The 23,443-nt window shown below is 69.1% G+C and carries 14 protein-coding genes; 9 read left to right on the top strand and 5 right to left on the bottom strand.

The window, feature by feature from the left end; translation table 11 throughout:
- Window positions 1–5: 5 nt before the first annotated feature.
- A complete protein-coding gene (locus ACIBH2_RS25535; protein WP_397121793.1) occupies window positions 6–2,165 on the top strand; it encodes an MMPL family transporter in 2,160 nt (719 codons plus the stop codon).
- A gap of 153 nt (window positions 2,166–2,318) precedes the next feature.
- On the opposite strand, the gene ACIBH2_RS25530 is transcribed toward ACIBH2_RS25535, so the two are convergent.
- The 4 genes from ACIBH2_RS25530 to ACIBH2_RS25515 all read right to left on the bottom strand — a co-directional run bounded on the left by ACIBH2_RS25530 (window position 2,319) and on the right by ACIBH2_RS25515 (window position 5,210).
- Window positions 2,319–2,729, bottom strand: a complete 411-nt coding sequence (locus ACIBH2_RS25530) for a hypothetical protein (RefSeq protein WP_397121791.1) — start codon at window positions 2,727–2,729, stop codon at window positions 2,319–2,321.
- A gap of 186 nt (window positions 2,730–2,915) precedes the next feature.
- Window positions 2,916–3,680, bottom strand: coding sequence for a lysostaphin resistance A-like protein (locus ACIBH2_RS25525; protein WP_397121789.1), 765 nt, complete (start codon window positions 3,678–3,680; stop codon window positions 2,916–2,918).
- A 56-nt stretch (window positions 3,681–3,736) separates the two neighbouring features.
- The gene (locus ACIBH2_RS25520; RefSeq protein WP_397121787.1) at window positions 3,737–4,669 is read right to left on the bottom strand and encodes an RluA family pseudouridine synthase; all 933 of its coding nucleotides are present in this window, start codon (window positions 4,667–4,669) and stop codon (window positions 3,737–3,739) included.
- Between the two features lie 100 nt (window positions 4,670–4,769).
- Window positions 4,770–5,210, bottom strand: a complete 441-nt coding sequence (locus tag ACIBH2_RS25515) for a TIGR03667 family PPOX class F420-dependent oxidoreductase (RefSeq protein WP_397121785.1) — start codon at window positions 5,208–5,210, stop codon at window positions 4,770–4,772.
- A gap of 136 nt (window positions 5,211–5,346) precedes the next feature.
- On the opposite strand from ACIBH2_RS25515, the gene ACIBH2_RS25510 reads away from it, so the two are divergent.
- Both ACIBH2_RS25510 and ACIBH2_RS25505 read left to right on the top strand, forming a co-directional pair.
- Complete coding sequence (locus tag ACIBH2_RS25510; protein ID WP_397121783.1) at window positions 5,347–7,251, top strand: ABC transporter ATP-binding protein; 1,905 nt, start codon at window positions 5,347–5,349, stop codon at window positions 7,249–7,251.
- Window positions 7,248–8,984, top strand: coding sequence for an ABC transporter ATP-binding protein (locus ACIBH2_RS25505; RefSeq protein ID WP_397121781.1), 1,737 nt, complete (start codon window positions 7,248–7,250; stop codon window positions 8,982–8,984). Before ACIBH2_RS25510 ends, ACIBH2_RS25505 begins: the two co-directional genes overlap by 4 nt.
- A gap of 101 nt (window positions 8,985–9,085) precedes the next feature.
- Here ACIBH2_RS25505 and ACIBH2_RS25500 read toward each other — a convergent pair whose 3' ends face one another.
- Window positions 9,086–9,553, bottom strand: coding sequence for a hypothetical protein (locus ACIBH2_RS25500; RefSeq protein ID WP_397121779.1), 468 nt, complete (start codon window positions 9,551–9,553; stop codon window positions 9,086–9,088).
- 217 nt (window positions 9,554–9,770) lie between these two features.
- On the opposite strand from ACIBH2_RS25500, the gene ACIBH2_RS25495 reads away from it, so the two are divergent.
- The 6 genes from ACIBH2_RS25495 to ACIBH2_RS25470 all read left to right on the top strand — a co-directional run bounded on the left by ACIBH2_RS25495 (window position 9,771) and on the right by ACIBH2_RS25470 (window position 23,422).
- Entirely contained in the window at window positions 9,771–11,063 is a 1,293-nt protein-coding gene (locus ACIBH2_RS25495) for a SidA/IucD/PvdA family monooxygenase (RefSeq protein ID WP_397121777.1), read from the top strand.
- Window positions 11,064–11,122: 59 nt separating this feature from the next.
- The gene (locus tag ACIBH2_RS25490; RefSeq protein ID WP_397121776.1) at window positions 11,123–12,067 is read left to right on the top strand and encodes a methionyl-tRNA formyltransferase; all 945 of its coding nucleotides are present in this window, start codon (window positions 11,123–11,125) and stop codon (window positions 12,065–12,067) included.
- A 66-nt stretch (window positions 12,068–12,133) separates the two neighbouring features.
- Window positions 12,134–12,889: a thioesterase II family protein gene (locus ACIBH2_RS25485; protein WP_397121775.1), complete on the top strand. Its 756-nt coding sequence runs from the start codon at window positions 12,134–12,136 to the stop codon at window positions 12,887–12,889.
- Entirely contained in the window at window positions 12,886–14,199 is a 1,314-nt protein-coding gene (locus ACIBH2_RS25480) for a polyketide synthase (RefSeq protein ID WP_397121773.1), read from the top strand. The genes ACIBH2_RS25485 and ACIBH2_RS25480 overlap by 4 nt, the downstream gene beginning before the upstream one ends.
- Complete coding sequence (nbtC, locus tag ACIBH2_RS25475; protein WP_397121771.1) at window positions 14,192–17,347, top strand: nocobactin polyketide synthase NbtC; 3,156 nt, start codon at window positions 14,192–14,194, stop codon at window positions 17,345–17,347. The genes ACIBH2_RS25480 and nbtC overlap by 8 nt, the downstream gene beginning before the upstream one ends.
- A 27-nt stretch (window positions 17,348–17,374) precedes the next feature.
- Window positions 17,375–23,422: an amino acid adenylation domain-containing protein gene (locus ACIBH2_RS25470; protein WP_397121769.1), complete on the top strand. Its 6,048-nt coding sequence runs from the start codon at window positions 17,375–17,377 to the stop codon at window positions 23,420–23,422.
- Window positions 23,423–23,443 lie beyond the last annotated feature (21 nt).

Genomic DNA, 23,443 nt, shown 5'->3' with positions numbered 1-23,443 from the left:
CCCGCATGTTCGCTAGTCTCGGGCGCTTCGTCGTCCACCGCCCGTGGGTGGTGATCGGTATCTGGCTGATCGCCATTGTCGGCGTGGTGGCCACCGCGCCGAAGCTCACCGCCACCACCGACCAGTCCGAATTCCTACCCTCCCACTACGAATCCATCGAAGCGATGGACCTGCAGCAGAAGGCCTTTCCCGACAGTCAGACCCCCGCCGCGCTGATCGTGGTGGAGCGCGCCGACGACGCACCGCTCACCGAGGCCGATTCGGCCAAGGCCGGTGCCATCGCCACCGCACTGGCGGACCGAAAGATCGCCGATGTCATCGGGATTCAGGCCGTCCCGCCGTCGGAGAACCGACTCGTGCAGGTCATCGCGGTGCAGATGACCAAAGTCACCGCACCCGACGACACCCGGCAGACCGATGCGGTCAAGAGCCTGCGCGACGCGTTGAAGGAGCAGGTGAACGGCACCGAGCTGAAGGCGGGCATCACCGGTTCCGCTGCGTCGCAACTGGATCAGCAGGAATCCAGTACCAAGGGCCTGGCCATCATCGGTGTCGCCACCATCGTGTTGATTCTGGTGCTGCTGCTCATCATCTTCCGCAGTCCGGTGATCGCGCTGTTGCCCATCGTGGTCATCGGCATGCTCTCGCCGCTGACCGGCGGCGTGATCTCCATGGTGGCCAAGGCATTCGATCTCCAGATCGACAGCTCCACCCAGGCCATGCTCACCGTGGTGCTGTTCGGTGTCGGCACCGACTACATCCTGTTCCTCATGTTCCGCTACCGGGAGCGCCTGCGCGCCGGTGACGACGCCAAGACCGCCATGGTCAACTCCGTGGCGCGGGTCGGCGAGGCCATCACCTCCGCGGCGGCGGCGGTCATCATCGCCTTCGCGGCGCTGGTGCTCTCCACCCTCGGCATGTTCCGGTCCATGGGCGTGGCGCTGGCCATCGCCGTGGCGGTCATGCTGCTGGCGGGTCTGACCCTCATCCCGGCCATCGTCTCGCTCCTGGGCACCAAGGTGTTCTGGCCGTCGAAGGCCTGGCAGGTCGAGCCCAAGGGCGCGCGCTTCACCGCCATCGGCGCGGCCATGGGCAGGCGTCCGGCCGCCTTCGCGGTGGTCTCCGGTCTGGTGCTGGTGGTGCTGGGCATCTTCGCGACGGGCTTCAATCCGACCTTCGACCTGACCTCGGGGTCCACCTCGAACGCCTCGGAATCGGTGGTCTACGGCAATGACCTGCGCAAGGGCATGCCCGCGGGGACCACGCAGCCCTCGCAGGTCTACCTGCGCAGCGACAGCGGCGCGGCGCTCACCGACACCGAGTTGGCCGATTTCCAGGCGGCCCTGACCAAGGTCGACGGCGTCGGCCAGGTGTCACCGGCGACGAAGTCGAAGGACGGTTCGGTCGCCGAATACCAGGTGACGCTGTCGAATACGCCGGAATCCGATGCCGCGCTCGAGACGGTGAAGGGTCCGCTGCGCGATGCCGCGCACGAGGGCGCGCCCGCCGGAACCAGCTCGGTCGTGGGCGGTATGACCGCGATCTTCGTGGACTTCCAAGCCGCGATGAACCGCGACTACATGGTCGTCTTCCCGGTCGCGGGTGTGCTCATCATGATCGTGCTGGCGTTGCTGCTGCGCAGCGTGGTCGCGCCCTGGTACCTGATGGCGTCGGTGTTCCTGGGCTTCGCCGCCACCCTCGGCGCGGCGGTGCTGGTGTTCCAGCAGCTACAGGGCGAGACCGGTCTGATCTTCACGCTGCCGCTCATCATGTACCTGTTCGTGGTCGCTCTCGGTACCGACTACAACATCCTCATGGTGGCGCGATTGCGGGAAGAGGCTCGCGAGGGGCTCGATCCCAAGCAGGCCGCCGCCTCCGCCGTCCGCCACACCGGCCCGACCATTGCCGCCGCCGGTCTCATTCTCGCGGGCACCTTCGCCTCGATGATGTTGGCGGGCAACAATGTGCTGGCCCAGATGGGCTTCGCCATCTCGGTCGGCATCGCCATCGCGGCCTTCGTCATGGCCATGTTCTTCACCCCGGCCCTGACCGCCCTCATCGGGCATCTGGCTTGGTGGCCCGGGCACGGCGACGAGCCGAGCAAGCAGGACGAGTGGCAGGAGCCGCAGCCGTCTCGCGGCGAGTACGACCCCGCGGCGAGGTGATCGGTCCGCGGTGAACAGCGGGCCCGCTTCCCGAATCGGGAAGCGGGCCTGACGTATTCGAGGGGTTCGGGCTGGCTGACGAGGGAACAGAGGATTACAGTCAGCCAGCCCGAGGCGGTTCGGTGAGTCGGGCTCCGCCGAACCGGGTCGGTGTTACGAGCCCAGGAAGCCCAGCGGGCTCGCGCCACAGGTGGCGCTGCCGGTCAGGGTCGGTTGCAGGACATCGACTTTCAGCTCCCACGCCGAGCCCTGGAGAACGGCGAGGGTGTGGGTGCCCGCGAAGCTCGGCGTCCACTGGATGGTGGCCTTGCCATTGGTCGGTTTGATCGGGCTGCCCGGAATCACTCGACCGCTGTCGTGGAACCAGACCTCGAACCAGTGGTCGACGGTGGCGGTGATCTCGTAGGTGCACGCCTTGTAGATATTGCGGGCATTGACCGAGAGACCGGTCGGGACGGCGGTCGCGTACGGCGCCGTCAACGCCGCCGAACAGGCCATCGCGGCCAGGGCGGTGATGCCGATACCGGCCCGCCGGGCGATGCGCTTGTTCACGGACATGGTCATGGAGAACTCCTTGGCTGCTCACCCGCGTCAGTGGCGGACGAGCGAACCTTAGCGATCGTCCAGTTCGATGCGCGGCGCTTTCCGGAAAATACTGAAACAACTTCAGTTCAGATGCGCTGGAGGTGGTGATTCAGCAGGTGAACACGGTGTTCAGGGCGGAGTCGGACGGCAAGCGGGTGCCGGGCCTCAGCGCAGGGTCACCTGCCATACGACGGCGGCGGCCAGCGCGCCCGCGCCGTTCACGGCCCAGTGGAAGGCGATCGGCGCGAGCAGGCTCCCACTGCGGCGGCGCAGCCAGGTGAAGACCACGCCCGCGCCCGCGGTGGCCACCACGGCCAGCGCGATCCCGGCGATCTGCCCGAGCGTGCCACCGCCGAGAAAGCTCGACAGCCCCTTGTTGCCGCTGGTCAACCCGAGTGACGAGGCGATGTGCCAGAGCCCGAAAAGCAGTGAGCCCGCGAAGAATACGCCGCGTGCGCCCCACACCCGATCGAGCGTGCCGTGCAGCACGCCGCGGAAGGCGAGCTCCTCGGGAATCGCGGTCTGTAGCGGAATGACGATCATGGACGCGATGAGCGCGCCGGAGATGGTGGCGTAGCGGTCGGCGAGGAAGAACGGCCGCGTCATGGGCAGTGCCGCGCCGATGGCGACCGCGGCCAGCACCACCGCGACCGCGCCGAGCGCCCAGAGCGAGCCTTTGCGCCAATGCCGCGGCGAGAGCCCGAGCTCCGCCCAGCCCAGCCCGCGCCGCCGCACCAGCGCGAGCAGCGCGACGGCCGCGATGGGCACCGTGACGATGCTGGCCCAGGCGGTGGTGAAGTGGGCGATGAGATTCGTGCCGGTCAGAACCACGACGACGACGGCGATATCGATATACGCGTGCAGCCGGTGGGTCGGCGAAACCGTCGGAGCCGCAGCGGTGACAACCGCGCCGTTATCGTTCTGAGACATCCGGGCCAGTGTACGGAGCGATTCTGAGAACAGCCCCCGATGTGGCGAATTCCGCGTCAGATCCCCGCCCAGCCCTGTGGATCGTGCCATGCCTGGAGCGTCCGTTTCGTCTCGAAGCGTCGTGGCTCCCGCGTCACCGGATCGGTGAATTCCAGCGCCGAGGCGAGCAATTGCAGCGGACGGGTGAAGTCGTCCACCGGCTTATCGGTGAAGTCGGGATAAAAGTCATCACCGAGGATGGGGATACCCAGGCCGTTCATATGCAATCGGAGCTGATGGGTGCGCCCGGTATGGGGACGCAGGCGGTAGCGGCCGATTCCCCCGCGATGCTCGATCAGCTCGACCAGCGTCTCGGCATTGGGCTCGCCCTCCACCTCGAAAGCCTTGAGTACCTGGCGTTCCTTGACGATCCGGCTGCGCACCACGCGCGGTAGTTCGAGGTCCGGATCGTAGCGGGCGATGGCCTCGTACTCCTTGCGGACGAGCCGTTTGTGGAACATGGTCTGGTACGCGCCGCGTCTAGCGGGGTCGACAACGAAGAGGATGAGTCCGGCGGTGACCCGGTCGAGACGATGCGCGGGAATCAGCTCCGGTAGCTCGAGTTCGCGCCGCAGCCGCACCAGCGCGGTCTGCACGATGTGCTGGCCGCGCGGGATGGTGGCCAGGAAGTGCGGTTTGTCGATGACGAGAATGGATTCGTCGCGGTGCACGATGTCGATCTCGAACGGCACCTCGGTCTCCACGGGCAGATCGCGGTGAAACCAGATCGCACCGCCCGGCACATACGGCGCGTCCGGCGCGATCGGACCGTCGAGATTCACGATCCCGCCCTCGCGTAGCAGCTCGTCGATCCGTGCGGCGGGTACGCGCGGCAGCCGCTCGACCAGATGGTCGCGGATGGTGGCCCACTGCCCGTCTTCCGGTAGTCGCAACCGGGCCGGGTCCAGCCCATGCCGCTTACCCAGCGGCGGTACCTGCCTGCGTCTCACCTGACGACCCTATCCGCGCGCCCGCAGGGCCATCACGAGGGGGAACCGGTGGCGGCGGGCTCCCGCCCGACGCCGCCACGATGTCCCCCTGATCGCTTGTTCAGAACCCGCGCAGGCGATCGGGGGTGATGCGGATGAGGACGGAGTAGGAGGCGTAGAACTCCTCGGCGGTCATCTTGATGTCCACGAAGCCCCGGGTGTACTTGGCGGAGTAGGCCTCGATCTCCTCGGGGGTGGGTCCGGCGGGATCGACCTTGGCGTCGCCGGTGAGGACGACGACATCGCCGCCGTGCTCGGTGCTGTTGAGGTGCAGCGAGATGCGCGGATTGCGCGCGATATTGCGGAGTTTGGGCTGTTCGGGCTGGCTGAAGACGAGGAAATCGGTGCCGTCCCAGAGGAACCAGACCGGATTGGGCTGCGGGGTGCCGGAGGGGCCGACGGTGCTGAGCCAGGCGACGGTGTCGCGGCCGAGGCGCTCGGCCACATGAGCGCCGAATTTCGTGGAGGTGTCTACGACGGACGGGCGGGCGGTAGCAGTCATGCCCCCGACAACGCGCACCCCCACGCGAGGATTCCGATATTTCCGATTCCCGCTGATCGCCCCGGGCATGGCTCGAGGTGAAAAGTTAGCCTAACCTATCCCAGATGGTTCTGATCGAGGTGGAGAGGCGGAACAGATGACGGTGGAGGTCGCGCCGCCCCCGGTGGCGGATGCCGACGCGGGGGCCCCGAGCAAACCGGACCGTGCGGAGGCCAAGGCGCGCAAACAGCGGGAGGCCAAGGCGCGCAAGGAGATTCTGGCCCCGGTCGCGGGCACGCTGAACCTGGCGAGCCTGATCGTCGCCCTCGCATCGGTCTGCGCGGTGGCGCCGTTCCTGCTGATCGTGGAGGCGTGCCGGGAGCTGCTGGCCGACGCCACCGACACCGATCGGGTATGGCGGCTGCTGCTCATCGCCGTCGCCGTCCTGGTGGTGCGGGCCGTCTTGCAGGCCGTCGCGCTGACCTGGTCGCATCTGGTGGACGCCGGATACCAGCTCTCGCTGCGCAGGCTGTTGGCGGACAAGCTGACTCGGGTGCCGCTGGGCTGGTTCGGCGAGCGCACCTCCAGCGACGTCAAGAAGTACCTCCAGGACGATGTGGAGGCGCTGCACTATCTGGTGGCGCACGCCCGCCTGGATTTCGTCGGCTCGGTGACCATTCCGCTGGTGACGCTCATCTACCTGGCGACCGTGGACTGGCGGCTCATGCTGGTGCTGCTGGTGCCGCTGTTCGTCTACGCGCTGTGCATGAAGAAGATGCTGGACGAGCCCGGCCGCGAGCGCATCATGACCTACAACGCCGCCGAGCAGCGCACCCGCGAGGCGACCGTGGAATTCGTGGACGGTATCCAGGTGGTGCGGGCCTTCGGGCGAGCGGGCAAGGCGCACAGCGTGTTCCAGGACGCCGTGGAGCATCAGACCGAGAGCCTGCGCCGTATGAAGATGCCGGTCATCACCGTGCAGTCGTTCTCCGACACGGTGGTCGCGCCGGTCTTCGTCATGCTGCTGGTGGTCGTGGCCGGGATCGCCGGTGTGGGCGCGGGCTGGATCGAGGCCATCGATGTGCTGCCGTTCCTGCTGGTGGGCCTGGGTCTGGGCAGCTCGCTGCTCGGTCTCGGCTACGGCGCGCAGGCGCTGCGGACCGCCGGGGACGCGGCGCTGCGTCTGCACGAGTTGATGGCGACACCGGAATTGGCCACCGGGGGAGGGGATTCCGACGGGAACACCGCCGCGACGACAGGGGCCGCCGCAGCGGAGGCCGGAGCCGATCCCGCCGGTCTGGTCCGCTTCGAGGGCGTGACCTTCGGCTACCGCGCCGACCACCCGGTGCTGCGCGGCGTCGATCTGGAACTCGCCCCCGGCACCATTACCGCGCTGGTCGGCCCGAGCGGCTCGGGCAAGTCCACCCTCGCCAAGATGCTGCCGCGCTTCTACGACGTGGATTCGGGCCGTATCACCATCGGCGGCAAGGACATCCGCGACTTCTCCACCGAGGAGCTGTATCGCACGGTCGGGTTCGTCTTCCAGGATGTGCGCCTGATTCGCGGCAGCATTCGCGACAACCTGCTGCTGGCCCGCCCGGACGCCGATGACGCCGCGTTGGAGCGGGCGGCGCGGGCGGCGCAGATCCACGAGCGGATCATCGCGCTGCCGCGCGGCTACGACTCCGAGATCGGCGTGGACGCCACGCTCTCCGGCGGTGAGGCGCAGCGGCTTTCGATCGCGCGCACGCTGCTGGCCGATACGCCGGTACTGGTGCTCGACGAGGCCACCGCCTTCGCCGATCCGGAATCCGAAGCGGCGGTCCAGGACGCGCTCGCCGTGCTGGTGGCGGGCCGGACCGTGCTGGTCATCGCGCACCGCCTGCACACCATCACCGATGTGGACCGAATCCTGGTGCTGGAGAACGGCACCCTCGTCGAACAGGGCGATCATGCCAGCCTGTGCGCCGCCAACGGTCTCTACCAGCGGTTGTGGGAGATCAACGAGGCCGCGCTGAATTCGATGATGGCGCTGGAGAACGCCGGGGAGGGAACACGATGATCCGCAAGGTATTCGGACTGGTGCCGAGCGAATACACCGCGCTCACACCGAAACTCGTCGCCGCCATTCTGGCGCAGGCGCTGTCTCAGGCCGCCGCCTACGTCCTGTTGGTCCCGGTGCTGGAGGCGCTGTTCGACGGCGATACCGACCGCGCCTGGTTCTGGTCGCTGTGGCTGGCGGTCGCCGTGGCCGGGGTCGTGGTGTTCAGCTACCTCCAGGCGGTGCTGGGCCTGCGCATCGGCGTGGGCATGCAGCACGGTTTGCAGACCAAGCTGGGCGATCACCTGAACGCGTTGCCGCTGGGCTGGTTCGGTGGTCAGAACGCCGGAACGCTGTCGCGCGTGGTGGTCGAGAACGTCCGCGAGGTGCAGGGCCTCATCGCCTACCTGCTGGCCAAGATGCTCACCGGTGTGGTGGTGCCGCTCGGCGTCGCGGTCGGCATGCTGTTCGTGGATTGGCGCATCTCGATCGCCATGTTGGTCGCCGCACCCGCGCTGTACCTGGTGAACCTGTGGGCCAATCGCTCCTACGTCGCCGCCGACGAACGGCTGCACGAATCGGCGGCCGAGGCCAATGCCCGGGTGCTGGAATTCGCGCAGGCGCAACCGGTGCTGCGCTCCTTCGGCGCGGTCGGCGCGGGCAACAAGGCCCTGGACGCGGCGCTGGCGCAGCAGCGCAAGGCCGCCACCGGCATGCTGCTGGCGAGTGTGCCCGGCCTGATGGTCTTCTCGCTGTGCGTGCAGGCCGTCTTCCTGGTCCTGGTGTACCTGGTGGTCGGCGAGGCCACCGGCGGCACCATCACCGCCGCGGCCGCCATCGCGCTCATCGCGGTGAGCTCGCGCTTCATCGAACCGCTGAACCAGGCCGCGCAGCTGGGCACGGCGCTGCGCTCGGCCGGTGCCGCCGCCGACCGGGTGACAGCGCTGCTGGCCGAACCCACACTGCCGCAATCGGATACGCCGGTCACCCCGGGTGCGCCGAGCGTGGTGTTCGAGAATGTGAGCTTCGGCTACGGCGAGGGTGCGCCGGTGCTGTCGGAGGTGTCCTTCACCGTCGAGGCGGGCACCACCACCGCCATCGTCGGCCCCAGCGGCGCGGGCAAATCCACGCTGCTGCGGCTGGCCGCCCGCTTCCACGACACCGATTCCGGTCGGGTCCTGGTCTCCGGCAACGATGTTCGCGAACAGCCGACGGAAACCCTGCTGGGCCAGCTGTCCCTGGTCTTCCAGGACGTCTACCTGTTCAATCGCTCTGTCCTGGAGAACATTCGGGCGGGCCGACCGGATGCCTCCGATGACGAGGTGCGCGCGGCCGCCGCCGTCGCCCGCGTGGACGAGATCGCCGAACGCCTGCCCGATCGCTGGGACACCACGGTCGGCGAGGGCGGCGCGTCGCTCTCCGGCGGTGAGCGCCAACGGGTCTCGATCGCCCGGGCACTGCTCAAGGACGCCCCGATCGTGCTGCTGGACGAGGCCACCAGTGCTCTCGACCCGCACAACGAGGCGGTCGTGGTGCGCGGCGTGCACCAATTGACCCGCGACAAGACGGTCATCGTGGTGGCGCACCGCCTGGCCACCATCGCGCACGCCGATCAGATCCTGTTCATGGAGGGCGGCCGTATCGCCGAACGCGGTACGCACGCCGAACTTCTCGCCCTGAACGGCCGCTACGCCGCCTTCTGGAACGAGCGCTCCCGCGCCTCGGGCTGGCGGCTGGAGGCGGCCCCGGCCTGACGGTCACGAGTACGGCCCCGGTCTCCGTGGAGACCGGGGCCGTTCGTCACCCAACCGAACTCAGCTCATGCGAGCCGAATCGTTCAGAGGTTTCAGAGGTTTCAGAGGTTGCAGGGCAGCATGGCGATGCCCGCGATGGTGCACTCGGCCTCGCGGGTCAGCTTCCAGGTGCCGTCGATGAGACGCCACGAGAGGTCGAAGTGCCACGGGTCGAAGCCGTCGACGGAGGTCTGCAGTCCGGCGGTCATGTAGTCGCCCTGGACATTCACCGGTCCCTGCACCGACCACTTGAAGCTCGACGGCGCGGCGGCCATGACGCCACCGACCTGGTCGACCAGCGGCAGACCGGCCTCGCCCGCCTCCAGCTCATTGGCGCGGTCGGCACGGGAAGCGCCGGTGTTCAGCACCAGCTGCAGCTTGGCCTGGAGGTCACCGACACCCGGGTTGGCGGTGCGGACCGGCGCGAAAGCCGGTGCGGCGGTGGCGGGAACGGCGGTGACGAGCGCACCGCCCAGTCCGGCGGTGACCGCGATCAGCGCGGCGGCGACACGACGCTTGGTGTTGAACATATGTACTTCCAATCCTTTTCGGGGGCGCTCGACCGGTCCTCGAACTGTGACCGATGACGCGGTGCCTGGAAGCAATATAAGGTAAGCCTATGCAAACATGTAAGGTGCCATGTCATGCGGCGGGGTTTTCGACTCCGTAGCCCGGCATTGCCGCAGCTGACCGTATGGATCAATTGCCAAGTGGTGGCTGGAATCACAGGAAGAGCAGGAGTATCGAGTGGAAACACTTCTCGTGATAGGTGCCGGGCCGAAGGCCATGGCCGTGGCCGCCAAGGCGCATGTGCTGCGTGAACTCGGACTTCCCGCCCCGCGCGTGGTGGTGGTGGAAGCCCATGCGGTGGGCGGCAATTGGCTGCCCACCGGCGGGTGGACCGACGGCCGCCACCGCCTCGGCACCAGCCCCGAGAAGGATGTGGGCTTCCCGTACCACTCCACCTGGGCGCGCGGTCACAATCGCGCCATCGACGAGGCCATGACCGCCTTCAGCTGGACCTCCTTCCTGGTCGAGAACGGCACCTACGCCGAGTGGATCGATCGCGGCCGTCCCAGCCCGCAACATGTGCTGTGGGCCAAGTACCTCCAGTGGGTCGCGCACAAGACCGAGGTCGACCTCGTCATGGGCACCGTCCGGCGCATCTCCCCGGCGGCCGACGGCTGGCTGGTCTCGGTCGAGGACGCCGACGGCGCGGTCAGCCAGCTCGACGCCGACGCGCTCATGATCACCGGCCCGGGCAATAGCGGCCGCACCATGGCGGATCATCCGCGCATGCTGAGCATTTCGGACTTCTGGGATCTCGCGGGCAAGCGCGATCTGCCGGTCTCCTCGCGCACCGCGGTCATCGGCGGCGGCGAGACCGCGGGCTCGGCCATGGACGAACTGGTCCGTCACGACGTGCTCACCGTGTCGGTGATCTCACCGAACGCCACGCTCTACACCCGTGGCGAAAGTTACTTCGAGAACTCGCTCTACAGCGATCCGACCAAGTGGAGCACCCTCGGCGCGGACGAGCGCCGCGATGTCATCCGCCGCACCGACCGCGGCGTGTTCTCGGTGCGGGTGCAGGAAAGCCTGTTGGGCGACAACCGGGTTCACCACCTGCAGGGACGCGTGGTGCGCGTCGCCGATCAGGACGGCCGGGTGGCGCTCACCCTGCGCAATGGCACCCGCCCCGATCAGGTGCACACCTTCGACCTCGTGGTCGACGCGACCGGCGGTCACTCCCTGTGGTTCCTGGAGATGTTCGACGCCGACGCCTCGGATCTGCTCGAACTGGCCGTGGGCGGTCCGCTCACCCCCGCCCGGGTGGAGTCGGCCATCGGCTACGACCTGGCGGTCAACGGTTTGTCGGCCAAGCTCTACCTGCCGAATCTGGCCGCCATGGCCCAGGGCCCGGGCTTCCCGAATCTCAGCTGCTTGGGCGAACTTTCGGACCGGGTGCTGCGCTCCTCGCCGGAACGGCTGCGGGCGGCGAACCGGGCGGCCGGTGCGGTATCGAACCCGACGGCTTGATAGGTTAGGCTCCGCTTAGTTAGCCTTGGCTTAGTGTTCGCGGAGATGAGGTTCGGTTCATGCGTATCGTGTCGTTCGGCTTCCAGACCTGGGGTCGCAAGACCCTACAGGCTCTGATCGATTCGGAGCATGAGGTGGTCCTGGCGGTCACCCATCCGGCCAGCGAATCCACCTACAAGGCAATGTGGTCGGATTCGGTCGAGGAGCTGGCCCGCGAGCACGGCATTCCGGTCCATGTCACCGAGCGCGCCGATGCCGAGACCATCGATCTGGTCAAGCGCGCCGAACCCGACATCATCGTGGTGAACAGCTGGTACACCTGGATGCCCGCCGAGCTCTACAACCTCCCGCCGCACGGCACCATCAACCTGCACGATTCGCTGCTGCCCAAGTTCACCGGCTTCTCCCCGGTGCTGTGGGCCCTCATCAGCGGCGCGTCCGAGACGGGTCTGACCGTGCACCGCATGGACGAGGGCCTCGACACCGGCGACATCATCGTGCAGAAGACGCTGCCCATCGGGCCCGACGTCACCGGCACCGAATTGGTGCTCGCCGGAATGGAACTCATTCCCGCGGCCCTGAACGAGGCGCTGACCGCCATCGACAACGGCACCGCCGTGTGGACGCCGCAGAACCGCGCGGAGACCACCTACTTCCACAAGCGCACCGACCGCGACAGCCGTATCGACTGGAACTGGCCCGCGGTGGATCTGGAGCGCTTCGTGCGGGCGCTGTCCGCGCCGTACCCGCAGGCGTTCAGCCACTACCGCGGCGAGCGTGTCGAGATCGTCTCCGCCTCCATCTCGGAGACCCGCTACGGCGGAACGCCCGGTCGCGTGGTGGTGCAGGAGGGTGTCGGCGCGGCCGTCGTCTGCGGTCCGGAGTCGTTCCGGGGCGGTAACCACGGCCTGGTCATCGAGCGTGTCCGCACCAGCGACGGTGTGGAGCACGACGGTGCCGAATTCTTCCGGCGCGGTGGCTACCTCACCGATTCGCCCGAATAGATCCTCAGCGCTTCAACGCCCCCGCCGCGGCGCGCGTGTATTCGGCGGAAACACAGGAGTATTGAAATGCCAGCAAATCTCGGATGGGTCCGGCAGTTCCACAAGCCCACGGCAGCCGATCTGCCCCCGTTGTTGATCTGCCCGCACGCGGGCACCGGGGCTTCCTTCTATCGGTCCCTCGCCAAGGTTTTCGGCCAGCATTTCGATGTCGTGGTCTTCCAGTACCCGGGCCGCCAGGACCGCGCCAAGGAGGCGGCGCTGGAGACGGTGCCCGAGATCGCCGCCGGTGCGCTCGCGGATTACCTGGCCTCCCAGCACAATCGGGGCCTGCCGCTGACGGTGTTCGGGCACAGCATGGGCGCGATGGTCGCCTTCGAACTGGTCCGCGCCGCCGAGGCCGCCGGGCACGAGGTGCGCCTGCTGGCCGCCTCCGCCGCCGTCTCGCCGGGCAAGGCCGCCGAGCTGCCGCCGCATCCGAGCGAGGACGAGAAGATTCTCGACCACCTCGGCTCGCTGGAGGGCACCGGCGCGGATGTGCTGGCCAGCCGCGAGATCATGCGCATGGCGCTGCCGGTGGTGAAGGCTGACTACAAGGCCTTCGACGCCTACACCTGTGCACCGGATGTGAAGGTGCGCGCGCGGATTCACGCCCTGGGCGGTACCGAGGATCCCTTCGTGACACCGCGTGACCTGTACGGCTGGGGCAATCACAGCGAACAGGAGCTGGAGGTGACCGTCTTCGACGGCGGGCACTTCTACCTCAGCGACAATGCCGCCGGTCTCGCCGAGGTGCTCGCGCCCGAGATGCAGGGTGCGCGATGAGCACCGAGCACGATCCGATCGTCGTCGTGGGGCTGGCGGTCGAGGCCCCGGGCGGTATCGAGACCCCGGCGGACTACTGGCGCGCGCTGTCGCGATCCCAGGAACTGACCGGGCCTTTCCCGCGTGATCGCGAGTGGCCGATCGACCAGCTGTTGGCGCTGCATCATGTGGACGGCTGGGCGAAGGTCTGCGATTCCGGTGGATTCCTCGACGGGGCAACCGAATTCGATCCGATGTTCTTCGGGGTGACCCCGCGCGAGGCCATGTCGATGGATCCGCAGCAGCGGGTCGGTATGCGGGTGGCCTGGCGGGCGCTGGAGAACGCCGGAATCAATCCGGGCGCGCTCGACGGCGACGAAGTCGGTTGCTACATGGGCGCTTCCGTCACCGAGTACGGCCCGCCCGCCGCGGCCGTCACCGAGCACAGCGGGTACCGGGTGACCGGAACCGCCCTGGGCGCGGTGGCCGGGCGCATCTCGCACGGCTTCGGCCTGATCGGTCCGTCGGTGACCGTGGACACCGCGTGCGCGTCCTCGCTGACCGCACTGCACATGGCCGCCAATGCCATTCGCAACGACGAATGCGACTGGGCGCTGGCGGGCGCGGTGTGCGTCATGGGTTCGCCCGCCGCCTTCTTCGAGTTCTCCAAGAACAATGCCCTGGCCGCCGACGGTCGCTGCCGCTCCTACGCCGAGGACGCCACCGGCACGCTGTGGGGCGAGGGCGCGGGAGTGCTGGTGCTGGAACGCGAATCGCGCGCACTGGCTCTCGGCCACCACATCTACGGCCGGGTGCTGGCCACCCGCGTCAACCACAATGGCAAGGGCGCGCCGCTCGCGGTGCCCAGTGCCGACGCGCAGCAGCGGCTCATCGAGAAAACCATTGCGGCCGCCGGTATCTCGCCCGATCAGGTGGGTCTCATCGAGGGCCACGGCACCGGCACCCCGGTCGGCGATCCCCTGGAACTGAAGGCCCTGGCCCGCGCCTACGGCTCGCCCGAGCGCGAGACCACGCCGCTGCTGGGTTCGGTGAAGTCCAATATCGGTCACGCCCAAGCGGCTTCGGGCATGCTCGGCCTGATCAAGGTGCTGCTGTGCGGGGCCAACGGCCAGATCGCGCCCACCCTGTTCGCCGACAATCCCACCACCGCCGTGGACTGGGACGCCACCAGTCTGCGCCTGGCCACCGAGCTGACGCCGTGGGAACCGGTGGACGGCTACCGCTACGGCGCGGTCTCGTCCTTCGGCGTCGCGGGCACCAACGCGCACGCGATTCTCGCCATGCCCGTCCTGGAGGACACCCATGCCTGATTATCGACTTCCCGACGGCACCATCCCGGTACTGCTGTCCTCCGATACCGCCGCCGGGCTGCGCGCCGAGGCGGCCCAGCTGCTGCGCTATCTCGAGGACCGGCCGTCCGTGCAGCCGGATCAGGTGGCGGACATGCTGTTTCGCACCCGAATGCCGCGTCGCTGGCGAGCTCTGGGGCTGATCAGCGCGCGTGAGGAGCTGCTCGCCGCGCTGGCCGCCGTCGCCGAGGGCCGCGAGCATCCGGCGGTCGTCGCCGGTGCCGGTGCGGCCACCTCCCGCCGTGTCGGGTTCGTCTTCCCCGGCCAGGGCAGTCAGCGCCCGGGTATGGGCAAGCTGTATTACGAACTCTCCCCGGAATATCGGGCCGAGGTGGAGGCCTGCGCGGAGCTCCACGAGCAGAAGTACGGCCACGCCAAGCCGCTGCACTACTTGCTCGGCAACGAGGGGCGGTACGAGGACACCGTCTGGGAAGTGCAGCCCGCCTTGATGTTCCACATGGTCGGCCTGGCCGCCATGTGGCAGGCCGCCGGTGTGCGGCCCACCGCGACCATCGGACACAGCCAGGGCGAGCTGGCCGCCGGTGCGGTGTCGGCCGTCATGACCCGCCGCGACGCGGTGTTGGCGGTCACGCAGCGGTCACTGCTGGTCGAACGCATCTCGCCGCGCGGCTACTCCATGGCCGTGCTCGGCATGGACCGCGAGGACGTGGAGGCGCTGCTGGCCCGCAATTCCGGCTGGGCCGAGCTGTCGGTGGTGAACTCCCCGCACATCCTCGCCATCTCCGGCGACCGGTCCACGATTGTGGAGCTGGTCGAAACCGCCACCGCCCGTGGGCAGTTCGCGCGCGAGATCCAGGTCGCGTACCCGGCGCACACCTCCATCGTCGCCGAACTGCGTGGCGAGTTCGAGGCGTTCCTCGGTGACGAGATGAGCGCGCCGACCTTCATGGCCTCCGAGATCCCCTGCTACGGAGCGACTCTCGGCGCGCCGATCACCCCCGATCTGGAGCACGAGCAGTACTGGTATTGGAACCTGCGCAATCGGGTGCGCTTCGACCGCGCCATCGTGGCCGCGGCGACCGACGGTATCGACACCTTCATCGAGGTCTCCGAACACCCGACCCTGCAACTGGCCGTGCAGGAGAACCTCACCCTGGTGCCGTCCGATCCGGCCCTGCCGCCGCGTGATTTCCACGTCATCGGCACCTCGCGCCGCACGGCCGAGGGGCTGACCGAGTTCACCCGCAACCTCGCGGCCGTCGCGGTGAGCGACCTCAACTACGACTGGCAGGCCCTGCGCGCTGGCGACACCGTGCGAAAGCCGCTGCGGGACTTCCCGAACACCGTCATGAACCCGCAGCGGTTGTGGGCGGCCTTCGAATCGCCCGCCGCCGTGGAGATTCCGCGGACCGATCACCTGCCCGCGCGCCGGATCGCCGAGAACTGGGTGCGGCTGGACAAGCGCAGCCTGGTGCCGCCGCGCGATCTGCTGGTGGTCGACCACACCGGTCGCTGCGGTGCGCTGGCCGCCCAGATCCTCACCGCCGCGCACAACCACGGCGGCTCCGCGCGACTGTTCGGCGACCACACCGCCGGTGACTACAACAGCGTCGTGGTGCTGCTGCCGGAACTGCCCGCGCAGGACGGTCCGGCGGCCCTCGACGAGGTGACCGCCTTCTTCGGCGATGCCGCGTGGCTGCCGGAGCTCGACGGTGTCCAGGACTGCTGGCTGGTGACCGTGGGCGGCGAAACGGTGACCGAGGACGATCCCGCGCCGCAGCTCTTCCACGGTGCCGTCACCGCCGGATACCGCTGCCTCGGCATGGAACACCTCGGTATCGCCTTCCGGCACATCGACCTCGAATCCGGCGATGCCAGCCAGGCCGCCGCGCTAGTGCGGGCGCTGCATGCCAAGGCCGAGCCCGAACTCGCGCTGCGCGGGGGCGGCGTGTACGCCAAGCGACTCGAACTCGACACCGCCACACCGGAACCCGCTACGGCCGAGGATCTCGACCACGTGGTCATCATCGGCGGCACCGGGACACTGGGCGTCGAATTCTGCTCGTACTACGCCGAACGCGGCGCACGCCGCATCACGCTGTTGAGCCGCTCCGGTGAGACCGACGCGGTGACGCGGCGGCTGCGGGCCGTCCGCGCCCGTCGCACCGCCGAGGTCGCGGTCGTGGCCTGCGACGTCAGCGATGCCGCCTCGGTCCGCGAAGCGGCTGTCGCACAGCAGGTTCCGGCGAGCCTGATCGTGCATGCCGCCGTGAACTACGTGCGCGCCGAACTCGCCGATGTCACCGCCGAGAAGGTCGCGGAAATGGCCAGCTCCAAGGTGATCGGCACCGAGAACATGCTGCGCGAGTGGCCGCGCACCGAGGACTGCCGCCTGGTGCTGTGCTCCTCCGCCGCCGCCGCTTTCGGCGGTCGCGGCCAGGTGCTGTACGCGACCGTCAACCGCATGCTCGATGTGTTGGCGCGGCGACTGCGCGCCGAGGGCACCGACGCCGTCGCCATGCAGTGGGGGCTGTGGGATCTGGAAGGCCCGCTGCACGCGGTCGGCGTCGAGCCGGTCCAGGCCGCCGGTGCGCGGCCGATGCGGCCCGCCGACGCGCTGCGGGTGGGGTTCACCGAGCACGCGGATCACCGGGGCGCGGCGAATCGGCTTGTCTGCGCGGCGGATTGGGCCGACCTGCAGGCCATGATGGCGGCCGTCGGCTACGGGCCGACGCTGGAAGCGCTGGTCGCGGAGGTGGCCGCCGCCGAGGCCGCCGAGGCGGCGCGGGTCACCGCGTCGTCGGGCAACGGCGTCGCGGCGACCGTTCCCGCCGAGGACGGCGTTGGAGCCGCCACCGGAGCCGATGACGCTGACGCGTCCAATGGCGCGGGTGCGGCCGGACCGGTCGGCGGAGCGACGCTCTCCGACCAGGTGCGCCGCCAGCTGGGCAAGGTCATGGGCACCGATGGCGGCGACGGCTTCGACAGCTCCGTGCCGCTGGTGGCGCTGGGCCTGGATTCGTTGCAGGCGTTGGACTTCCGCAAGCGCGTCCAGGCCGAGCTGAACCGGGATCTGCCCGTGGCGGCGATTCTGGGCGGTGCCTCGCTGGACGACGTCGTGCGATTGATGGCCGGTAGTCCGGCGTAGATGAGGATTACAGGGAGCGATACGACCATGTCGAACGAGGGCAAGTCCGTACTGGAGCTGCGCCGGGAACTGCTGCGTCGGCGGATGGCCGAGAAGGGCGTCGCCGCGGCGGCGACCACACCCGCCCCGGTGCGCCGGGCGCAGCCGGGCGAACCGCAGCCGCTGTCGGCCGGGCAGCGCCGCATGTGGTTCCTGCAGACCCGCGATCCGGAGGACGCCACCCTCAATATCTGTGTGGCGTACCGACTCTCGGGGCCGGTGGACGCGCAGCGCCTGCATCGCGCCGTGACGGCGGTCGTCGCCCGGCACGACATTCTGCGCACCACCTACGGGCTCGGTGACGACGGCGAGCCGTACCAGGTGGTGCGCTCCGACCTCGAATTCGGCTGGCAGGTCCACGATCTCACCGACCTGCCGGAGGCGAGCCGGGACCGCCGCCTGGAGGTGTTGGCGCGCCGCGACTTCGGCCGCGCGTTCGACCTGTCGACCGAATCGCCGCTGCGTATCTCGCTGGCGCGCACCGCCGTCGACGAGTTCACCCTGATCCTCACCATTCACCACATCAGCTGGGACGACGACTCCTGGTCGGTGTTCTTCGCCGATCTCAATGCCGCGTACAACGATTCGGCCGACCTGCCCGCGCTGCCCGGCCAATTCGTGGACGTCGAGGTGCTGGGGGACACCGCCGCCGAGTCCGAGGCCGAGATCGACTACTGGCGTCGCACCCTGCGCCCGCTCCCGGAATCCCTGGAACTGCCCGGCAAGTCGGCCGGTGCGGGTACCAAGCAGGCCGAGCGCGTCACGCACGCCCTGCCGGGCGAGCTGGTCGAGCGGGTCGAGACCTTCGCCCGCCAGCGCTCCGCCAGCCCCTTCATGGTGCTGCTCGCCGCCTTCGACGCGGTGGTGCACCGCTACACGGCCGCGACGGATTTCCTGGTGTCGGTCCCGGTGACCGTGCGGCGGGGCGCGGCCGCGGAATCGCTCATCGGCTACTTCGGCAACACCCTGCTGCTGCGCGCGACCTTCGCTCCCGGCGCGACCTTCGGCGGATTCGTGGACGGCGTGCGCGAGATCTGCCTGGGGGCCTTCGCCCATCAGACGGTCGGTATCGACCGCGTGGTGCGGGAGGCGAATCCCGAGCGCCTCGGTGGCCGCGACGGCCTGGAACAGTTGGTGCGCATCGGCTTCAGCGTCCGCAAGAGCGCCGACGGGTTCGCCCTCGACGGCGTGCGCTCCACGCAACTCGAGCTCGGCAGCCCGGTGGCGCAGGTCTCGCTGGGACTGACCGTCGTCCTCGAGCCCGAGGGCGCGTACCTGGAGGCCGAGTACCGCGTCGACGAGTTGGAGCGCGGGTTGGTCGAGCAGCTGCTCGGCCACTACGTGCGACTGCTCGACGCCGCGCTCGCCGAACCGGAGCGCCGCATCGCCGATATCGACATGCTGGGCGAGGCGGATCGCACCCGCCTTCGCGAACTCTCGCGCGGCGAATGGGTGGACGGCGCGCCGACCACCCTGGTGGCGCTGTTCGAGAACCAGGTCGCCGCCACACCCGACGCGCTCGCCGTGGTCGCGCCCGATGTGGACGTGGAGCTGACCTACGCGGATCTGAACCGTCGCTCGAACCGCTTGGCGCACTGGCTGATCGCCCAGGGCGTCGGCAGCGAGGACATCGTCGGCCTGCGGCTGTCCAATTCGGTGGAATTCCTGGTCGCCGTGCTCGGCGTGCTCAAGGCCGGTGGCGCGTACCTGCCCATCGACCCGGCCTACCCCGACGACCGCATCGACTACCTGGTCGAGGATGCCCGGCCGCGGCTGGTGCTGGGCCGCGTCGAACTGGATGCCGCCGAGGAGGCCGCGGTCGGCCACCCGGAGACCGATCCCGTCGACGCGGACCGGATTCGGCCGCTGCGCCCGCACAATCTCGCCTACGTCATCTACACCTCCGGCTCCACCGGTAAGCCCAAGGGCGTTCCGGTGCCGCACGACGCCATTGCCGAGCACCTGGAAGGCTTTGTGGCGCAATGGGGTATGACCGCCGAGGACCGGCTGCTCCAGTCCTCCTCGGTGAGCTTCGACGCCTCGCTGCTGGACATCTTCGTCACCCTCACCCAGGGCGCGCGGCTGGTGGTGCCGAAACCCGACGCCTTCCGCGATATCCCGTATGTCGCCGAGGTGATCACCCGCTGCGGTGTCACCGTGCTGCACATGGTGCCCTCCATGCTCAGCACCTTCCTGCTGCTGCCCGAGGTCAACGAATGGCGGGCGCTGCGCCACGTGCCGGTCGGCGGCGAAGCGCTGCCGGGTGAGGTGGCCGACAAGTTCGCCGGTGTCTTCGACGCCGAACTGCGCAACCACTACGGCCCCACCGAGGCCGTGGTGTGCGCGACGCACATGAATGTCGAAGGCCCACAGGGCAATGGCATCGTGCCCATCGGTGTGCCCAACCGGAATGTCTATGTCTACCTGCTCGACGAGGCGCTGCAGCTGGTGCCCGACGGCGTGGTCGGCGAAATCTACCTGGGCGGCGCGCAACTCGCGCGCGGCTACCTGAATCGGGCGGCGCTGAGCGCCGAGCGCTTCGTCGCCGACCCGTTCCTGCCCGGCGCGCGGCTCTACCGCACCGGTGACCTGGCGCGGCGAAACGCCAAGGGCGAGATCGAGTTCGTGGGTCGTGCCGACGAGCAGGTGAAGGTGCGCGGCTTCCGCATCGAGCTCGGTGAGGTCGAGGCCACCATCTCCGCGCATCCGAGCGTCGGACACTGTGTCGTTGTCACGGTGGAGGATTCGGCCGTCGGCGCCATGCTGGCCGCCTACGTGGTACCCGCCGCCGGAGTCGAGACCGTCGACCTGGACGCCGTCCGCGCGCACGCCGCCGCCACCCTGCCCGAGTACATGGTGCCCGGGGCGTTCGCGATCATCGACGAGATTCCGCTGACGGTGCACGGCAAGCTCGACAAGCGCGCGCTGCCCGATCCGGAGCGGCGCACCACCCAGAGCTACCGGGAACCGGCCACCGCCACGGAGATTCGCCTCGCGGCGCTGTTCGAGCAGATCTTCGGCCGCGAGGGCGTGGGTGCCGACGACTCCTTCTTCGAACTGGGCGGGCACTCGCTGCTGGCCACCCGTCTCATTGTGCTGATTCGCTCCGAATTCGGGGTGGAGCTGGATGTGCGGGCACCGTTCGACACCCCGACCGTGGCCGGATTGGCCGCGCTCATCGAGGGCGCTCCGGCGCTCACCGATATCCGGCCCGTACTGCCGTTGGTCAAACGGGAACGGCCGCAGCTGGTTCCGCTGTCGTACTCGCAGCTGGCCATGTGGTTCCAGCGGCGGATGGAGGGGCCGAGCGCGGTCGGGAACATCCCGTTCGCCATCCAGGTGGACGGTCCGCTCGACATTCCCGCGCTCCAGGCGGCGCTGGGCGATGTGATCGCCCGCCACGAGGCGCTGCGCACTGTGTTCCCCGAGGACGGCGGCGTGCCGTACCAGTCGGTGCTGCCGGTCGGACCGGTGGAGATTCCGGTGACGGTGCTGGACGGCCCGGAGCGGCTGCGCGGCGAGCTGGCCGAGATCGCCCGGTACTGCTTCGCGGTGGAATCCGAACTGCTCATTCGCCCACACATTTTCGTGGTGGGTGAACGGACCCACGCGGTGTCGCTGCTGGTGCATCACATGGTCGCCGACCACTGGTCCTTCCGGACGGTGCTCGACGATCTGGCGGTCGCCTATCGCAGCCGCACCGAATCGGGCACCGCGCCGGAGTGGTCGGCCCAGCCGATCGACTTCGCGGATTTCACGCTCTGGCAGCGGGATACGGTCGAGTCGGACAGCCGACAGGCCGACTACTGGCGCGAGACCCTCGCCGGTGTGCCGACGGAAACCGCTGTGGCGCAGGACCGTCCGCGTCCGGCGGTGCTCGGCAAGAACGGTGCCGTCGCGCCGTTCGCCGTCCCCGCCGCCCTGCGTCAGCGCCTGCGTGAGCTGGCCGACGCCGCCGGGGCCTCGGAGTTCATGCTCTACCAGGCCGCCGTCGTCACGCTGATGCACAAACTCGGTGCGGGCGTGGACATTCCACTGGGCACCCCCGTCGCGGGTCGGGTCGATCCGGCCGCCGCCGACCTGGTCGGCCTGCTCGCCAATATGGTCGTGCTGCGCAACGACCTCTCCGGCGACCCCACCCTGCGCACGGTCCTCGATCGCGCCCGCGATGTCGCCCTCGGGGCCTACGGGAACCAGGACCTCCCCATCGAGCGCGTGGTCGACGCGGTCAACCCGCCCCGATCCCGCGCCCGAAACCCGTTGTTCCAGACCATGATGCACTTCCGCGAGGAAGACTGGGCCGCCGCCGACACCCGCCTGGGCGAGGCCGCGATCACCGTCCTGCCCATGGACTTCGACATCTCCCTGCTCGACCTCAGCATCAACTTCTTCGCCAGCCCCGACGGCGGCTTCGACGCCAGCGTCATCGTCAACACCGACCTCTACGACCCCGCCACCGGCCACCTCTTCGGCCAACGCATGCTCCAGGTCCTCACCGCCTTCGCCGACAACCCGGACCAGCCGCTGAGCGAACTCGACGTCATGCCCGCCGAGGAACGCCAGCGCATCCTGCACTGGTCCGCTGGCCCGGCAACCCAGCCCGCCCCCCTCGCCGCGCTCGGCGCGAACACGGGGACGGTCCCGGCCAACCGCATCGCCATCCGCCACGGCGACGAAACCGTCTCCTACGGACAGCTTTTCGCGCATCTGGCGGCAGGGACTGGGGCCATTGCCGGTGATGCGGCGGCGACCTCGCGGTACGCCACGATGGAAGTGGCGGTCGACCAACTGCTCGAGTTGCTCGCTGCCCGAGTCGCCGCGGCGTCCACCGCGCCGGATCCGTCTGGAATTAGCAGGAATTTCGCGATGGCCTCCGGTGACAGTGCAGTGGTGGAAGCCCTGCTGCCTGCCGGGCTGGCGGTGTCCTCCGCGGACCTGTCGGCCGCTGTATCGGACCGTCTGACCGCGAGCGACACCGCCCGGGGCCAATCCGGCCAGGTGCGGCTGGCCGCGCTCGACCCGGCCACCATCGACCTGGCCATCGAGCTGCTGGCCGCCGTTGCGGACGGAGCGACGCTGATCGTCACCACCGACGCGCAGCGTGAGGACCCGACCGCGCTGGTGGATCTGATCACCAAGTACAACGTCGCCCAAGTGCTGGCCGACCCGGCCGCCCTCGCGCGCTTCGTGCACACCGGCGTCTCCGTGCTGCCGTCGGTGCGGTACTGGGAAGCACTCGGAATCATCTGGCCCGCAGCGCTTCCCGACCTGCTGCCCGCGCTCTCGGCCGATGCGGTGGCCACCTTCTCCTACCGCGTGCCGGGCCACACCGGGGCCGTCGCGCGGGGCCCGCTCACCGCCGATGGCGCGGTCGCCACCACCGTGGGCGCGCGAGTGCTGGTGCTCGACGATCACCAACGTCCGGCGCCGCCCGGGGTCACCGGCGCGCTCTACGTCGGCACTGCGGCCGCGACAGACGGTCTCGTCGCCGATCCATTGGAACCCGGTGCGTTCCTTCGTCGCACCGGCGAACAGGCTCGGTGGACCACCGCGGGAACGCTGGCGTTGGGTGCACACGAACCAGCGCGCAAGGACTCCACCACCGACCGCGCCCCGGCGACCACCGCCACCGCGGATTCCGACACCGAGGCCAAGCTCTCCGCCATCCTCGCCGAACTCCTCGAGCTCGAGCCCGACGAGGTCACCGGTGAGGACAACTTCTTCGCGCTCGGCGGCGACAGCGTCATCTCCATCCAATGGGCGGTGCGCGCCAACGAGATCGGGCTGCCGCTCTCCCCGCAGCTGGTGTTCGAGGCCATGACCGTCACCGAACTCGCGGCGGGCGTGGACGAGGCGATCGCCAACGGCGTGACCTCCGAGGACATCGCCGCGGCCTTCGGCGGCGGCGGAACCGGCGGCGAGACCGCACCCGCCGAGCCGGAGCCCGCCGCGCCCACGCACGCACCCATGAGCGTGTCCGGCCTGAGCCAGGACGCCCTCGCCTCCCTCGGCGCGGCCTGGAAGGGCGCGCAGTGACCGACCTACGAGAGGACGCCG

Origin of the sequence: Nocardia sp. NPDC050406, from assembly GCF_044459025.1 — a bacterium.
Taxonomy (GTDB): domain Bacteria; phylum Actinomycetota; class Actinomycetes; order Mycobacteriales; family Mycobacteriaceae; genus Nocardia.
The sequence above is the reverse complement of the archived record's forward strand: the minus strand, read 5'-3'. Positions and strand labels throughout refer to the sequence as shown.

What these genes read in the sequence shown, in the direction of transcription:
- ACIBH2_RS25515 (WP_397121785.1), bottom strand. Translation starts at nt 5,210, where the DNA reads ATGACTGCTACCGCCCGCCCGTCCGTCGTAGACACCTCCACGAAATTC.
- ACIBH2_RS25480 (WP_397121773.1), top strand. Translation starts at nt 12,886, where the DNA reads ATGAGCACCGAGCACGATCCGATCGTCGTCGTGGGGCTGGCGGTCGAG.
- ACIBH2_RS25510 (WP_397121783.1), top strand. Translation starts at nt 5,347, where the DNA reads ATGACGGTGGAGGTCGCGCCGCCCCCGGTGGCGGATGCCGACGCGGGG.
- ACIBH2_RS25505 (WP_397121781.1), top strand. Translation starts at nt 7,248, where the DNA reads ATGATCCGCAAGGTATTCGGACTGGTGCCGAGCGAATACACCGCGCTC.
- ACIBH2_RS25490 (WP_397121776.1), top strand. Translation starts at nt 11,123, where the DNA reads ATGCGTATCGTGTCGTTCGGCTTCCAGACCTGGGGTCGCAAGACCCTA.
- ACIBH2_RS25525 (WP_397121789.1), bottom strand. Translation starts at nt 3,680, where the DNA reads ATGTCTCAGAACGATAACGGCGCGGTTGTCACCGCTGCGGCTCCGACG.
- ACIBH2_RS25470 (WP_397121769.1), top strand. Translation starts at nt 17,375, where the DNA reads ATGTCGAACGAGGGCAAGTCCGTACTGGAGCTGCGCCGGGAACTGCTG.
- ACIBH2_RS25485 (WP_397121775.1), top strand. Translation starts at nt 12,134, where the DNA reads ATGCCAGCAAATCTCGGATGGGTCCGGCAGTTCCACAAGCCCACGGCA.
- ACIBH2_RS25530 (WP_397121791.1), bottom strand. Translation starts at nt 2,729, where the DNA reads ATGACCATGTCCGTGAACAAGCGCATCGCCCGGCGGGCCGGTATCGGC.
- ACIBH2_RS25535 (WP_397121793.1), top strand. Translation starts at nt 6, where the DNA reads ATGTTCGCTAGTCTCGGGCGCTTCGTCGTCCACCGCCCGTGGGTGGTG.
- ACIBH2_RS25500 (WP_397121779.1), bottom strand. Translation starts at nt 9,553, where the DNA reads ATGTTCAACACCAAGCGTCGTGTCGCCGCCGCGCTGATCGCGGTCACC.
- nbtC (WP_397121771.1), top strand. Translation starts at nt 14,192, where the DNA reads ATGCCTGATTATCGACTTCCCGACGGCACCATCCCGGTACTGCTGTCC.